Source organism: Cupriavidus sp. YAF13, assembly GCF_052113425.1.
Lineage (GTDB): Bacteria > Pseudomonadota > Gammaproteobacteria > Burkholderiales > Burkholderiaceae > Cupriavidus.
On record NZ_JBFRDD010000098.1, the window covers coordinates 1 to 14,719 of the forward strand.

The window sequence follows — 14,719 nt, forward strand, 5'->3', positions numbered from 1 at the left end:
CCGCTGGGCCGCTGGGGGCCACGTTGAGCGACGGCAGCCACAGCTTCACCGCTTCGGCCGGCCACACCGCGGTCGATGTCCATGGCTGGACCCTGTCGAGCCTGACCATCACGCCGACCAACGACGCGAACTTCACGCTGAGCGTGGCGGCGACCGCCACCGACGGCGAGGGCAACCTCAGCACCACCACCACGGCGACCGAGATGGTGACGGTCAACCCGCTGGCGCCGAGCCTGGCGCCGGTGGCCGAGAGCGGGGTCGAGGGCGCGGCGATCGCGCTGAACCTGGGCGCCACGGTCAATGGCCTGGCTGGCGACAGCAATAGCCTGGCCTCGCTGGTGGTCAGCGCGATCCCGGTCGGGGCCACGTTGAGCGATGGCAGCCACAGCTTCACCGCTTCGGCCGGCCACACTGCGGTCGATGTCCATGGCTGGACGCTAGGCTCACTGACGATCACACCAACCAGCGACGCCAACTTCACGCTGAGCATGGCGGCCACCACTGCCGACGGCGAGGGCAACCTCAGTACCACCACCACTGCCACCGAGGCGGTGATGGTCAACCCGCTGGCGCCGACGCTGTCCTGGTCGGCAACCGCCGTCGGCGTCGAGGGCACGGCGATCGCGCTGGGCGGTCTCGGTTTAACGATCGCGAACCTGACGGGCGATGCCAACCTCCAGAACACGTTAACGATCAGCGGCGCGCCGATCAATGCGGTGTTGAGCGACGGGCACGGCCATGCTCACACTTCGATCGGCACGGGAGACATCATTGATCTGAACGGCTGGACTCTGTCGAGCCTGACCATCACGCCAACCAGCGATGCGAACTTTACGCTGACGGCACGGGCTACCGAGAGGGACGCCGAAGGCAATCTCAGCGGCGCCACCACAGCGACCGAAGCGGTGACGGTCAACCCGCTGGCACCGACGCTGTCCTGGGCAGCTACCGCCATCGGCGTCGAGGGCGCGGCAATCGCGCTGGGCGGTCTCGGCGTGACGATCACGAACCTGACGGGCGATGCCAACCTCCAGAACACGTTGACGATCAGCGGCGCGCCGGCCAATGCGGTGTTGAGCGATGGGCATGGCCATACTCACACTTCGATCGGAACGGGGGACGCCATCGATCTGAGCGGCTGGACCCTATCGAGCCTGACCATCACGCCGACCAGTGATGCAAACTTTACGCTGACGGCACGCGCCACGGAGAGGGACGCCGAAGGCAACCTCAGCGGCACTACTACGGCCATTGAGGCGGTGACGGTCAACCCGTCCGCGCCGTTAGTGACATGGCCCACTTCCATCCACATCAGCAATGGCGCCAACCAGACGATCGGCACCCTTACCGTTACAGTGACCGGCAATTCTGGTGATACCAACACGATCCAATCGCTTTCGATCAGTGGGATTCCGAGTGGAACGACGCTGAACGACGGCCCTGGTGGTCACACTTTCACCGCCGATGCGACTCACACCTCAGTCGATGTTTCCGGCTGGATCCTGAGCAGCGCCCTCGGTATTAAAAGTGCCCAGAATAACAGTGCGTTCAACCTGACACTGACCGCGACTGAACGGGACGCCGAAGGGAACCTCAGTACAACAACGACGGCCACCGAGACGGTGCATGTCGGTAACGGCCCCGCAGGCATTGCCGGAAGCGCCATCAACCTGGCGCTAAGCGATCCGTCCACGGGCCCAAGCGAGCCGGTCTCCATAACCATCACAGGGGTTCCGTCGGGTTGGGTAGTGAACAATGGGACAGATCTTGGTCATGGCGCGTGGACGGCTCAGACTACCGATCCCGCCGCGTTGACCATCACGACACCGGAGAACTATGCCGGTGCCACGCTGCTCGGCGTGACGGAGACCTGGACAAACGCCGATGGCAGCACGGGAACCGCGACGATCGCGGACAACGTCGAGGCCTACGCGCCGGGATCGCCAATCTTTGCCTGGTCGGGCACCGACCATCTCACCGGCGCGAATGGAAGCGATTTGTTTGTATTTGCCCAACCGATCCAGAACGACACGATTCATAGCTTCAACGCCGCATCGGACAAAATCGACCTTGTCGGCTTTGCTGGCGTCGCGAGCTTCAGCGACGTCCAGACGCACATGGCTAACGACGCGGGCGGCAATGCGGTGATCACGCTGGGCTCCGGTGAGACAATCACGGTATTGGGTGTCGACGCAGCCGTACTGACCGGCGATAACTTCGTGTTCAACCAGGAGCCGGTCATGAGCAATGCCGGCACGATGGTCGTCAGTGATAGCGCCGTGCTGCCGCTCGGCGGCACGATCCTCAACACGGGTTCGATCATGTTGAACTCGCTGGGGAGCGAAACCGATCTCGAGATCCTCTCCGATGGTATTACGCTTCGAGGCGGTGGTCAGGTGACGCTGTCGGACAACGGTGGAAATGTCATCTTTGGTACAACGCCCGGTGCCCTGTTCACGAATATCGACAATACCATCTCGGGCGCAGGGCATCTCGGGGGCGGGCAGATGACGCTTATCAACGACGGAACCGTCATTGCGAGCGGAGTTAATGCGCTCGAGATTGATACCGGCTCAAACAACGTTGTCAATGTCGGAACGCTTGAGGCTACCGGAAGCGGCGGGCTCATTGTGCACGGAAACGTGGCGAACTCCGGTGTCCTCTGGGCGCACGGCGGCAGCCTTACGGTCACTGGCGAAGTCACTGGTAGCGGGGTTGCGGTTATTGACGGGGGCGCAACCCTCGAATATGGCTCTGCTGCAGGTGAAAATACGACGTTCGCCACTGGAGCAAACGGTACGCTGAAGCTGGATGATTCGCAGGCATTCACCGGCACGGTGTCCGGCTTGGGCGATGGCAATCGCCTGGACCTCGCCGATATCCTTGCTGGCCCCGGGACTACGATAGCCTTTGCCGCAAGTCAGGACGGTAGCGGCGGTACCCTGACGGTAAGCGATGGCCTGCATACAGCGCACATCGATCTGAAGGGCCAGTACGAGCTTCAAGGATTTCACCTAGCGACGGATAACAGTGGCGGGATGCTGATATCGTATCTGCTGAATGCAACGTCAACAGGTCACGTGTAATATGAGACAGGCCTCCATGCCGTCGACCCGGCCACGTGCTCATGCCGATAACGCGCGGCACCCGCCCGACCCCAAGCCATACCTGGCTGCAACCTGCTTGTGCATGTGGCAGCCAGGAATCCGGAATGAGGATCGAACGTGCGACCGTGACCTGTTCGTGCGTGCTGACGCCGCGATCGAACGCAGCCGATCCCGGGGTCTAGGCTCGGCCAAGCGGACTTGGCGCTGCGCCAGCGCAAGCGGGCCCCCATCGTCCTTTGAATTAAGCGTCTCCGGTAATGGCCGTTGTAACCCGGCAACCTGCTGAAATTCAGTTGAAAGGAGTGATTGACTCTCATACCATGTGCTGCATCCGACAAGCGTCAAGCAAGCAGGCGTGCAGCCTGGGGGAAGAGCGCATGAAGAAGAATCTGTCCCGGCCAATACTCGTCGCGGCGTGGCTTGCGGCTGCTCTAGCCCCGCAAGCACAAGCTGAGACGCTGCAGGAGGCCGTCGAGCAGGTCATACGAACGAACCCGGATGTACTTGCTACCACCTACCACCGCCTTGCGGCGGATGCGGGACTAAAGCAAGCGCGCGCGGGCTACCTACCGCGCGTCGATGTGAGCGCTGGCGCTGGCCGGGAACGTCTCGACAACACCGACACGCGTATTCTTGGTTTAAGCGACGCGACTTTTACGCGCAAGACTTCCAATCTCACTTTGACGCAAATGCTGTTCGATGGCTTTGCCGTGAAGAGCGGGGTGGAAGGCCAGGGCGCCCGGGTCGCGTCCTCCGCATACAATGTTGCTGCCACGGCAGAGGACGTCGCGCTGCGCACGGTGGCGGCATATCTCGAAGTCCTGCGACGTCAGGATAACGTGGCCGCTGCCGGCGAGAATCTCCAAGCCCATCAGCGCATCTACGAGCAGATCAAGGAGCGTAGCGAGGGCGGCGTCGGCCGGCGCGCCGACCTATACCAGGCGCAAAGTCGCTTGGCGTTGGCGCAGGACTACCTAAGGTCTGAAGAGGGCGGCTTGAAAGATGCGCAGACCGCATATCTGCGCCTGGTGGGCGCGCCGCCGGGTGCGCTCGTCAAACCGCCGTCGCCAGAGCAAGCATTGCCGCCGACAGAAGCTGCGGCACTGAGCACGGCCATGGCCAACCACCCGGCACTCAAAGCCGCGCAGGCGGACGTAGATGCCGCCGATGCCCTGCATTCCGGAGCCAAGGCCGGCTTATGGCCGCGCCTGGACCTCGAGCTGGCCGTCACTCACGATCGGCAGGGGCCGTTTGGGCCGACCAATGATCGCAGCGCGATGCTGCGCCTGCGTTACAACATCTTCCGGGGCGGAGCCGACGTGGCGCGAATCAACGAGACGGGTTCCCAAACGCGGGAAGCCGAAGAGGCGCTCAGGCGCACGGGCCGCCAAGTTCAGGAAAGCCTGTCACTGGCATTCAATGCCTATCTGACCTCTCGCGACCGTCTCGTGGTGCTCAAGCAATATGTCAGTGCCGGTGCGGCGACGCGCGAGGCGTACGCATTGCAGTTCAGCATCGGACAGCGTACGCTGCTCGATCTGCTGAACGCTGAAAACGAATATTACAACGCCCGCATCGCGTACCTGAGCGGGCAGTACACTGAGCAGGCCAGCCTATTCCGCTTGTTCGCCGGCATGGGGCAGTTGCTCGATACGCTGCACGTCACCTTGCCCATCGAAGCCGTGGCATTACCCGGCTCCTGACCATTTGCTTCTGATGTCGCGCCAACGGTACCACTGAACAACCACCCGCTCGCCGGCTATCCCGCGTTGCAACATAGGTGGGCGGAAAAATTTTATCAAAAAATTAATTTGGAATCAGGATGCGGCGTTTTCAAGTACGCGGTGCATCGCAGCATATGCAACGGTGTGTTACGGTTTGGGAGATATCGATTGATCCACGGGGCGCTGCGCATGCGTGAACGTTGATCTGGCGATGGTAACTGTCAAAAAAAATTCATGTCACGCCTTGATAATTTGCATTGGGCAGTATTGAATGAATTTTCCCGGCGCGGGGTTGGCGCCCGGTGGTCAAGGACCTTGCAAAGAGGTCCAGTCTCAACCGCATGGGCCAAGCGCCCGGCGCGGCAACGGTAATTGAAGCTCTCCAGCAGACCGAACCTATAAAACATCGGAGACAAGGATGCTGAGTCCTCATGAAGTGGCAACCCTCATGCTAATCAAGGACGCCTCGGATCAGACTGAATTGGATCGCGCGGACCTTGACACGCTCATCGAACATCAGCTTGTCAGTCTGGAGAGGCTCGAATCCGGGCGCCGACATCCCTGCATCACGGCCAGCGGCGGCGCCATCCTCAACGCCATCGCGCGGTGCCGCTAAGCAGCCGGTAGCTTCGTACGCGCCCCCTGTGACGACGCGCCAGGCGAGGGTTTTGCCTGGTCGCTCCTATTGACAGCGTACGGTTGTTTGAAACCTGCGCCTGCACACCTTTACCAGGAGCGAGTGCTGCGCAGGTCCGGCGATGCGGCGCGCCAGCAGGTACCGGGGCACCGGCTGGACCCACCGCGAGTTACTCTCCAAAGGTATGCTGTCCTTTGTCCTCAAGGCTTTCGGGCGTTCCTGCGGAAGAACTTGTCAGACAGCTGCTGGCGTACGATGAGACCTGACGCGGCGCTCGTCGGATGTGTCTGCCGAGATGGTCGCGCTCTCAAGCCTTAGGTAGTCCACATGCATCACAAGACCGCCTACCATGCGGCGGTCGTTTCTACCGAACTCGGTCTCAAATGTGCTGTCGTCGGATGGCGCAGGGCTGGGGTCGCACTAAGGAGATGAAAGATGAATCAGTTTTCCCCAGAGAAAATCGTGGAAGCGCAAAAGGCAAGTCTCGATACCTTGGTTGGTCTGACGAGCAAAGTCTTCGATGGCTTTGAGAGATTGCTTGAGCTGAATCTTCAAACCATGAGGTCCACGTTAGCAGAGACACGGGAAGGCATGAAGCGAGCCTTGTCGGTCAAAGACCCACAGGAGTTGATAGCATTGCAAATCGAGCTACTGCAACCCGTGGCCGAAAAGTCCTTGTCGTATCGCCACCATTTCCTCGAAATCGCGGCGTCTACAAGGACCGAGTTCGACAAGGTCGCCGAAGCCCACTACGAGGCCAACAAGCGTGGAGTCCAGAGCCTAGTGGAAAGCGTTGGAAACGCCGGGCCCGCGGGCTCCGAGGCGGTGTTCGCTGCGGTGCAAACCGCTATCAATGCAACTACTACGTTGTACGAAACCGTGCAGTCGACGACCAAGCAAGCGGTGCAGGTTGCTGAGAACAGTTTCGATACCGCTGCAAATGCAGTGGCCAAGGTCGTGCGGCATCGTACGGCGCAGATATCCCGGGCAGCTAAGGCGTAGCTCTCTATGGAATCCGCAGTTCCGTGCATCATTTCGGTTCTGCGGAAAAATAAATGACTTGAGACATGCTGTTGGCTGGCTGCGGGGCGGGCAACGGCGCAAGCGACATAGGGGCATGGAGATGACTAAGAGGATTGCCGTGGTAACGGGGGGCATGGGTGGGTTGGGCGAGGCTATCAGTACCAAACTACAGGACGCAGGTTGTACAGTGGTTGTGACCCATTCCCCGAGCAACGCCGGCGTCGCAAGCTGGCTGGAGCGGATGGCGGCGGAAGAGCGCCGATTCCATGCCTATCCAGTTGACGTTGCGGACCATGAGTCGTGTCAGGAATGTGTCGGAAAGATTCGAGAGGAGATAGGTCCAATCGATATTCTGATTAACAACGCAGGGATTACGCGAGACGCGAGCTTCAGAAAGATGGACAAAGTCGACTGGGATGCGGTCATGCGGACCAATCTCGATTCGGTGTTCAATATGACAAAGCCTGTGTGCGATGAGATGGTCAAGCGCGGCTGGGGTCGCATCATCAATGTGTCATCCATCATCGGCTCGAAGGGCGGTTTCGGCCAAACCAATTACGCTGCAGCCAAGGCCGGCATGCATGGCTTCACGAAGTCATTGGCGCTCGAGGTCGCCAAGAATGGTGTGACCGTCAACACCGTTTCGCCCGGATTCATCGCCACCAAGATGGTGATGGCTGTACCCCAGGATATTCTGGACAGCAAAGTTATTCCACAGATTCCAGTTGGCCGTCTGGGTGAGCCCGAGGAGGTCGCTGCGCTGGTCGTGTATATGTGCTCCCGCGAAGCAGCCTTCCTGACCGGCGCAAACATTGCCATCAACGGCGGGCAGCATCTCCAGTAAGTTGGTTTGCCCGGGCCCAAACACGGCCGGGCATCATTGCAACGCCGCGCTGGCCATTCTGATTTGGCCTTTACAAGCATAAACACCGACAGTTGGTATCTTGGGGCTCACTGTTGCAAGGGGCGTTTACTGCCCAATATTGTATATAGCGGGATTCCAGCGAAGTTATCCACAGGGCAGCGTTGCCGCCTGTTGCGCAACGCTTGCACATCACTTCGTTGCGTAGGAGCGCCAGGATCCGCGCAACACTGTTTCGAGGTGTGGCGAGATGCCTACGCTTTCGGTGGCTTGCCCTTTGGGGGAGTGGTTGAGAGCGGCGTGATCGTCGCGACTGGCACGGCGCCCAACGCGTCGAGCTGGGCGCGGGCTTCGGCATAGTGTTCGTAGAAGGCGGCCCACTTGCCGAAGCCGCCGAGTTCGCCGACGACGCGGAGCATGGCCAGATGCGAGGCAGTCAACAAGGCAACTTGCCGCTCGAGCGTGGCAATCCGCACGTCCTTCTCCGCCAGAGTCGCTGCGGTTAGGGCAGAGGCCTGGTGCGGCAAGCGGCGTTGCCAGCGACGGAACTCGGCTTGCCGTTGTTGGTATTGCGCGAGCAACTGGCTACGTGCAGGGCTACGCGTGATGGACGAAGCCGCATGAAGGCGCGGATGTCGGCGCGCAACGGCGCGCGCGGTAATGTTCTCGTCGTGGGCCAGCAGATCTTCCAGGATGTGCTGCATCTCCGGATCCTCCAACGCCGAGTCCGTGTTTTTCGTCTCAGTCATCGAGCACTCCGCGTGGCGGGGCGACGGACAGGTCCGGTCCGTCGGGGAACGGATGATCACCTTCAGGCGTGGCCAGCAACCGGCGTACGCCATCCAGCCGAGTCCGGGCATGCGCGATCTGGTTGTCACGCCCGGGCGTCGATGCCGGCCGGGCCTCGGCATGCGCGAGGGCGGCGGCCAGTTTGCCTTCCAACCTGACGAGATGCCCCCGATTCTCGGGCAGGTTGGTCGCAGACAGATGGCGGCAGCCGGTAAAGCATTCGAGGTGCTTGGGGCAGGGATCCACCGTGAAGCTGTTGAGGCAGTGGCCGTACGGGGTCACGTGGAAGCCATCGGCTTCCGCCTTCAGATAGCCGAAGGCCGCCTCGTCGCCTGCATCGGCCTGGATGCGCAGGAACGCGGCAACAAGGGGGCCGCTGGCCTTGCCGGCTTGGATCATCCTGGCCACCGTGGCCGCTTTCTCGCCCAGGGCGAGTTCTACCTCGACCGGCAACTCGATCTGGTCCAGCTCCTCGGCCAGGCTACGATGGTCGTACACGTAGCTTTGTGCCACGCTACGCCGGTTAAATCGCTTGGAGATGATCGTGTCGGCCACCCCGAGCCGGAACAGCTCGGTGTTCTGCAGATGCCGCAGCATATGCGACTCAAGGATCAGGCCCCGGTCTTCCGCGCTTTGTCCGTAACGCTGGAACAGCGTGTTTCGCCCAGCTTGTTCCCCTAGCGCATTCCCCACGAACCCAGTATCTGGCCGATTCACCGCCATCACGCGTGTCACGTCGCAGATGCCATCATCCCGTTCTTCCGCCAACGACCGTTTGGGGAACAGGAACAGCAACTCCCAGCTCTGGATCTGGCCAGACATCAGCGGCAGAGGCGCCGTATCCGACAGCTTGGTTGGCACCGCGGCCTGCAGATAGGCTTCGAGCTCGCCCACGTGCAGGCACGCCTGCGCCCATTGCATTCGGGTGCCTGGCGCAATCACGCTGCCATCCGGACGTCGGAACGACAGGGCGTGACCGTTGGCTCCCATGGCCTTGCCGAGACGGTTCAGATAGATATAGGCAGCCATATCCAGGCGAGGCTGCCGCGCGTGGCTGGCCAGTTGCAGGTCATGCATCTCCTGCAGCAAGGTGATGTCGAACTGCGCGCGATAGCGTTCCTGCAGGCGGGCTCGGAGCTCGCCATCGATGGCGGCCCAGAACGGATTGCCGGTCAGGTGAGGGTATAGGTGAGCGGCTGGCACGACGTCATGCTCCGCGTACCACGGCAGCAGACGTCGGCTTTCAGTCTGTCGTCGCAGCGTCTGTCGCAGCGGTGCGGTCAGCTCCCTGGCTTGCTCCAGCGTACTCGTCAGCAGCTCGCGGAACATCTCCGGCACATACTGGGCCTTCTCGAACAGCACACGACTGTCCGCGGTCGCGGCCTGCTGCTTTTCCGCGAAGTGGCGCAGCAGCAGTGCATCCGCGTAGCCGCCCAGCGCTCCCGCAGACTGGCCATGCTGATCGTAGTAGGCGCGCGTGCGTTGCCAGTCTGCAGGCAGCTGCACGGCCTCGCCGATGCGCAACCCGGTCACGATCATCGCGCGCAGGCACAGGAAGCGTAGCGTGTCGACGAAGCTGCGCGGCGGCTCCGTCATGACGATGCGCACCAGTTCCCAGAAGGCACGCCGCTGCGGCAATCGTTCAGCACGCTTGCGTTGCTCGAGGCTCTCCCGCAGCTCGTCCTCGGACTTCAGGAACGCGGCGCGGCGGCGCCGCGTCGCTGTTGCTTGCGGCCGGGGCACGCTTTGGTAAAGCGGCCCCACGTCCGCCAACCGTTGCACATCGAACAGGTTCCGGAGAACGCCTTCAACGACTTGCCCCAACTTGCCACAGGCCTGGAGGCTGCTCGCCAGATGGATGGCGCGGTGGCAATCCAGCGTTGTCAGTTGCCACGGCTCCGTGTCGGGCAAGCAGGTGGCGAGCACGCGCAGGGGGCGCACGATCTGGCCGGCGATGTGCCCAGTGGTGTTGCGCTTGACCAGCAACTGTTCAAGGGTCGCGGCCTTGATCAAGTCCTGCCAGGCCGCCGACAGTGGCCCCGGAACTAGCGCAGTCGACTGCGCCGCCAAGGCCTTCAACGCTTTGGCCTCACGGCCGAGATGGTTCAGGTAGTAGGCCGGTGCCATCACCTCGCCCGCGAGTGCGGAGAGATTCCAACCATGCCCTTTGCACACGCGCCCATCCGACTCTAGAGGCAGGGTCCAGACCAAGCCGCGTTGCGCCGCCAAGGTCTGCCCCAAGGCTACGTAGGCGAGGTAGCCAGTACTCATTTTTTCTCCGGCTCCAACTCGGCCAGCACCGCTTGCACGCCGGCAATCGCCCGCTGCAACTGCAGGTACGCCGGGGACGCCGCCTCATCGCGCGAGGTTTCATGGAAGAAGCGCACCACCTCACGCAGGGCCGCCAGCACCTCGTGATGCAGTGTCACATCGCGGACCGGCATGAACCGGTGGCAGCCGTAGCATGACGTCACCGGATTGAAGGGGCAGGCCGGTTGGCCACTGGTGCAACCACCGATGCCGGCGATCGGCACACCGTGCGGCACGCCGGCAATCTGCTGCTCGCCCTTGAGCGTACCCAGTTCTTCCGCACTGATGAAGCGGGCATGGGCGATGCGGACCACCTGTTGATAGACCGGCGACAGCCCCAGGGCGCGATTGACCCGCTCGGCTTGATTGGGCGAACTGTCGAAGTACACCAGGCCCGTGGCCAGGTCTGCATGGCCGAGGAAGGCAGCGAGTTCTTCCTGGTTGGCGCCGGCATCGACCAGTCGCTGGGCCGCGGTATGCCGCAGGTCGGTGGCGGTGGCGCGCACGCCCAGCAGTCGCTCGGTCAACGCGGCAATGCGTTGAGACACTTCCGAGGCCGATGCCACGGTACAGAAGCGCGTGCTGCCGTCGTGACCGTCTGTGCGTTGCCGTTGCTCCAGCTGTGCCGGGAGGATCGCCCATTCCCGTTTGACCCGACGCGGGAGAGGCTGGATGGTGGCACCGCGCCGTTGCTTCACCATGCGGAAGGTCAGATGCACGGCCGGTAGATCGTCACTGCCGTCCTGCCAGACGCGCACGTCGCGCATGGCCAGCAGGGCAATCTGGATCGGCCGCATGCCGAACTGATAGGCGCACAACAGCATCACCGCATCGCACAGCGCGGCGTCATCCAGATGTGCGCCATTGCGCAACGCGAGGGCCGTCTCGTCCAAGAAGCCAACGATCGCCGCCTCCTCCTCAATGGACAGGAAGACGTCGCCCGTGCGTACGCCGGCATACTTGTCCCGAGCTGGCCAGGGTAGGGCAGCACTGAGGAACTCGCGGTACAGCGGCGACCAGCCGCACAAGTGGTAGTGGCAGAGCAGTCGCAGCAGCACCTTGGCGAACCCATAAGCATCGGTGGTTTTCCCCAGCGCTCGTAACGCTGTCCAACTGGACACGCTATTTTCTGGACCGGCCATCAGCAGGGCGACGACTTCGGCGTAGCTCAGATGCTAGGCAGCCTGCAGATATCCCGTCGCCGTCGATACATGCAGGTCTTCCCCGAGTAAATACAGAAACAGGTGCTTCAGCAGCGTCGCGTAGCTGCTGCCGTACACGGAGAAGTCGAGATACTGGGTGCCCCCATTGATATGGACAACGAAGACCGTCGCACTTGCGGGACTCTGGATCACCCGTGTGGCGTCATCGAAGTCGTCGTAGTAACGCAGCAGCGGTGGCAGGGCGGGCAGTTGCCGCACGATCTCGTCCAGCAACGCATCGGCATCGCTTGCTGCCCATTGGTTGAGGTCAACGGGCGGCGCCGGCATCGCGGGCTCCTGGCGGCAAGGCGCGCAATACCGCCACCCGGTCGTCAAAGACATTATTCCAGACGGCCGCCAGGCGGTCTTCGAACACGGCGCGCGCATAGTAGGCGGGCATATCCGACGTGCGGGACCAGCCGAAGAAGGTGCGCAATTTCTGTAGGGCTTCGTCCATCGCGTCGCCTTGGGTGAGCAGTTGATTGAGCCTCACGACGGCGCTGGTATGCCTAAAGTCATGCGGGGTCACGCTCGTCTTGCCAGTCCGGTCCTCCAGTTCTGCCAGCACGTGGGGCGGCAAGGCGGCGGAAGCCTGCGCAAAGAGTTTGGTGAGCGATTCGGTCGAGAGTGGCGTATTGGTCTGAGCGTTGAGCAGGTACGGATGATTGGGTCGTCCGCGGTAGTTGTCGACGTAGCTCTGCACCAGGTTCGCCGTCAGTTCGCTGACCGGAATCTGGCGGATCGAGGCGGCGGTCTTGATGCCTGGCCGCGAGTGCCGCGGATCCTCGTCGCCGTGACGGCGTTCGCCCACATTGAGCCAGTAGCGTGTCCGTTGCTGCCTGGCGTCAAAGCCCGACTTCACGGCATCCGCGGTGAGCAGCAGTAGCTCCCCACGGCGCAGGCCTTGATGCAGCATCAGCACGAAGGCGGTGAAGACGCGCCAGCGGGTACGCAGCCCTTTGAACGGGTTGGTGTCGGAACTGGGGTCCAATAACTCATACAGGGCTTCCACGACCGCGGCCGGCAGCGAACGCAAGACCTCGACGCGGTGCTGGCGTTGAATCTGGAGTTGGCTGTAGAGCAGATGGAGTCGTTGCCAGCGGGCGTCGAGTTGCGACAGCCGATCGCCGTGCGGCATGCCTTGGCCCAGCCAGGTCGACACCGCCACCACGAATTCGAGCCCGGTACGCCAGCGTTCCTGATCCGACGCCGTCAGCCGGGGCTGATTGCGGATCGAGATGAACCAGCCTTCCAGGAGATTGCCAAGCCGGACCTCATCCAAGTCCGCCAGCGCATCATCCAATGCGCCGACGCCCAGCAACTCCTCGGCATAGAGGTAGAGCCGTTCTACGTGGTGCAGTTTTCGGAGTCGCGTCAGCTCGGCCAGATCGGACAAACTCAGCAGTGCCCACACGTTGGCCCAGTAGCGTGGCAAGCCATGCCGGTCCACCAGCGTCACGCCGTGCAGGCGCTGCGGCACCTCTGGCTGGGGTAATCGTACTTTTCGTGCAAAATCTGGCGGTTTCCCCGAAAGCCTTTGTCGACAACGCTTTCCGAAAAGCCCACACCTGTTGGCCGCTATGAATGAGAGGAGGGCGTAACATAACCGCCCGCGATTCGGATCGCGCCATCTCGATGGGGGCAAGATATGCCGGGCTTGGGATTTCGCTATGTGGGAAGTGACCGGTTGCCGATTCGGCTGTCGGAATTCGATGTGGAACGGTATTTCGCGCTGACCGACAGCGACGTCGCGGCGATCAATGAGCGCTTTCGGCACGATCGGCGCGCCGGGGCGGCCATCCAACTGGTATTTCTGCGCGCAAGTGGGCATAGCCTCGGCCAGGTCAGTACGCTGCCGCGCCAGTTGCTCCACTACATCGGCCAGCGGCTCGGCCTACCGACGCCGACGATCGCATCGCTTCGGACCCTATATCGGCGGTACAAGACGCTCTACGATCACCTGATCTGGGCCTGCGGGTATTTGGGCTTGAAGTCAATCGGCCCGGACCAGTGGGCAGACCTCGAAGCATGGATGCGCCAGGATGCCAAGGAATCGCTCACGCTCGACGAACTGCTCCAGCACGCGAACTGCTGGCTGTACGAACGAAGGATTCTGATTCCCGCCGACCGGACGTTGCGGGATCTCGGACGATCGGTCTGGGCTGAGATCGAGCGCAACACTCTCACCTTGATCGAGGCGACCGTCCCTGAGACGCAACTGAGACGCGCCGATGCAGCACTATCGAGCCAACACGACGCCGCAGGCATGACCGTTCTCGACTGGCTCAAGTCGCCGCCGGCCCGGCACAGTCCGACGACGCTCACGGAAACGTTGGAGAAGATTCGGTTTCTCAAGGCGATCGGGGTACACACATGGACGCTGGACACCGTGCCGATCGATAAGCAGCGTGCCTGGGCACAGCGGATACAGGCGCGCCGTCCGGTGAAGACCCGCGAGCTCAAGGTGTCGACGCGCACTCTTGAGCTGGTATTTTTCCTGCGCGTGACGCTGCTCGAGTTGACCGATTCGTTGCTCTATCAAACAGGGCGCCGTGTTTCCGATCTGGTTCGGCATGCCTACAACAAGACCACAACGAAACAGGCTCGATCGGCAATTGAATATCGACAACAACTGGTCGCGATCAAAGCGCTCGTTCGTGACAACACGCGCCCAGCAGAGGCCCGACTTGCAGAGATTGGAACACTGCTTGGGGAGCTACCGGACAAGCCTCCCGCCAGCCATGCAGCCAGCGTGCGCGAAACGCTGACTGATGATTACCGGCGCATCCGTAGTCTCCTTGCACCCCTATGTGAACTGGAATTCTCGGGCCGGGACACAGAACCAAGCCTGCAGCGACTCGAGCTTATCGCCAGGCTGCACGATAGCGGCGCGACGGAGTTGCCCATTGACCACGGAGTGCCGATTATTGAGACTTGTATAAATCATGACAACCGATTCGAGTCTGACGCGTTATCTGATCAAGGCGTTGATCGGGAGTCGATTGCATGGCAGGGAAGATGGACGAAGCGACCAGAAAGCGGGTTCGCGCTGGACGGATGCTGTT

The 14,719-nt window shown here is 61.8% G+C and carries 11 protein-coding genes; 6 read left to right on the forward strand and 5 right to left on the reverse strand.

Features of this window, described 5'->3' with window-relative positions:
* Positions 1-23 precede the first annotated feature (23 nt).
* From AB4061_RS39255 to phbB, 5 genes are all read left to right on the forward strand, one after another.
* Positions 24-3,086 (forward strand): beta strand repeat-containing protein, encoded by a 3,063-nt coding sequence (locus tag AB4061_RS39255; protein WP_441641456.1) that lies wholly within the window; start codon positions 24-26, stop codon positions 3,084-3,086.
* Positions 3,087-3,484: 398 nt separating this feature from the next.
* Complete coding sequence (locus AB4061_RS39260; RefSeq protein WP_441641457.1) at positions 3,485-4,810, forward strand: TolC family outer membrane protein; 1,326 nt, start codon at positions 3,485-3,487, stop codon at positions 4,808-4,810.
* A 439-nt stretch (positions 4,811-5,249) separates the two neighbouring features.
* Positions 5,250-5,447, forward strand: coding sequence for a hypothetical protein (locus AB4061_RS39265; protein WP_441641458.1), 198 nt, complete (start codon positions 5,250-5,252; stop codon positions 5,445-5,447).
* A 456-nt stretch (positions 5,448-5,903) separates the two neighbouring features.
* Complete coding sequence (locus AB4061_RS39270) at positions 5,904-6,470, forward strand: phasin family protein (RefSeq protein ID WP_441641459.1); 567 nt, start codon at positions 5,904-5,906, stop codon at positions 6,468-6,470.
* 121 nt (positions 6,471-6,591) lie between these two features.
* The gene (phbB, locus tag AB4061_RS39275; protein ID WP_441641466.1) at positions 6,592-7,335 is read left to right on the forward strand and encodes an acetoacetyl-CoA reductase; all 744 of its coding nucleotides are present in this window, start codon (positions 6,592-6,594) and stop codon (positions 7,333-7,335) included.
* A gap of 272 nt (positions 7,336-7,607) precedes the next feature.
* Here phbB and AB4061_RS39280 read toward each other — a convergent pair whose 3' ends face one another.
* Genes AB4061_RS39280 through AB4061_RS39300 form a run of 5 tightly spaced genes read right to left on the reverse strand, consistent with a single transcriptional unit; the run spans position 7,608 to position 13,134 of the window.
* Positions 7,608-8,102 (reverse strand): hypothetical protein, encoded by a 495-nt coding sequence (locus AB4061_RS39280; protein ID WP_441641460.1) that lies wholly within the window; start codon positions 8,100-8,102, stop codon positions 7,608-7,610.
* Positions 8,095-10,413 carry a hypothetical protein gene (locus AB4061_RS39285; RefSeq protein ID WP_441641461.1) on the reverse strand — a complete coding sequence of 773 codons (2,319 nt, stop codon included), beginning with the start codon at positions 10,411-10,413 and terminating at the stop codon, positions 8,095-8,097. Before AB4061_RS39285 ends, AB4061_RS39280 begins: the two co-directional genes overlap by 8 nt.
* Positions 10,410-11,594: a tyrosine-type recombinase/integrase gene (locus tag AB4061_RS39290; protein WP_441641462.1), complete on the reverse strand. Its 1,185-nt coding sequence runs from the start codon at positions 11,592-11,594 to the stop codon at positions 10,410-10,412. Before AB4061_RS39290 ends, AB4061_RS39285 begins: the two co-directional genes overlap by 4 nt.
* Before the next feature lie 33 nt (positions 11,595-11,627).
* Positions 11,628-11,942 (reverse strand): hypothetical protein, encoded by a 315-nt coding sequence (locus AB4061_RS39295; protein ID WP_441641463.1) that lies wholly within the window; start codon positions 11,940-11,942, stop codon positions 11,628-11,630.
* The gene (locus AB4061_RS39300) at positions 11,923-13,134 is read right to left on the reverse strand and encodes a site-specific integrase (RefSeq protein ID WP_441641464.1); all 1,212 of its coding nucleotides are present in this window, start codon (positions 13,132-13,134) and stop codon (positions 11,923-11,925) included. The genes AB4061_RS39295 and AB4061_RS39300 overlap by 20 nt, the downstream gene beginning before the upstream one ends.
* 168 nt (positions 13,135-13,302) lie before the next feature.
* On the opposite strand from AB4061_RS39300, the gene AB4061_RS39305 reads away from it, so the two are divergent.
* The coding region (locus AB4061_RS39305; protein WP_441641465.1) for a DUF4158 domain-containing protein at positions 13,303-14,719 on the forward strand (1,417 nt) is incomplete at its 3' end.

Excerpts from the sequence above, each read along its gene's own strand:
- AB4061_RS39295 (WP_441641463.1), bottom strand. The coding sequence starts at position 11,942 with ATGCCGGCGCCGCCCGTTGACCTCAACCAATGGGCAGCAAGCGATGCC.
- AB4061_RS39270 (WP_441641459.1), top strand. The coding sequence starts at position 5,904 with ATGAATCAGTTTTCCCCAGAGAAAATCGTGGAAGCGCAAAAGGCAAGT.
- AB4061_RS39260 (WP_441641457.1), top strand. The coding sequence starts at position 3,485 with ATGAAGAAGAATCTGTCCCGGCCAATACTCGTCGCGGCGTGGCTTGCG.
- AB4061_RS39290 (WP_441641462.1), bottom strand. The coding sequence starts at position 11,594 with ATGGCCGGTCCAGAAAATAGCGTGTCCAGTTGGACAGCGTTACGAGCG.
- phbB (WP_441641466.1), top strand. The coding sequence starts at position 6,592 with ATGACTAAGAGGATTGCCGTGGTAACGGGGGGCATGGGTGGGTTGGGC.
- AB4061_RS39265 (WP_441641458.1), top strand. The coding sequence starts at position 5,250 with ATGCTGAGTCCTCATGAAGTGGCAACCCTCATGCTAATCAAGGACGCC.
- AB4061_RS39285 (WP_441641461.1), bottom strand. The coding sequence starts at position 10,413 with ATGAGTACTGGCTACCTCGCCTACGTAGCCTTGGGGCAGACCTTGGCG.
- AB4061_RS39280 (WP_441641460.1), bottom strand. The coding sequence starts at position 8,102 with ATGACTGAGACGAAAAACACGGACTCGGCGTTGGAGGATCCGGAGATG.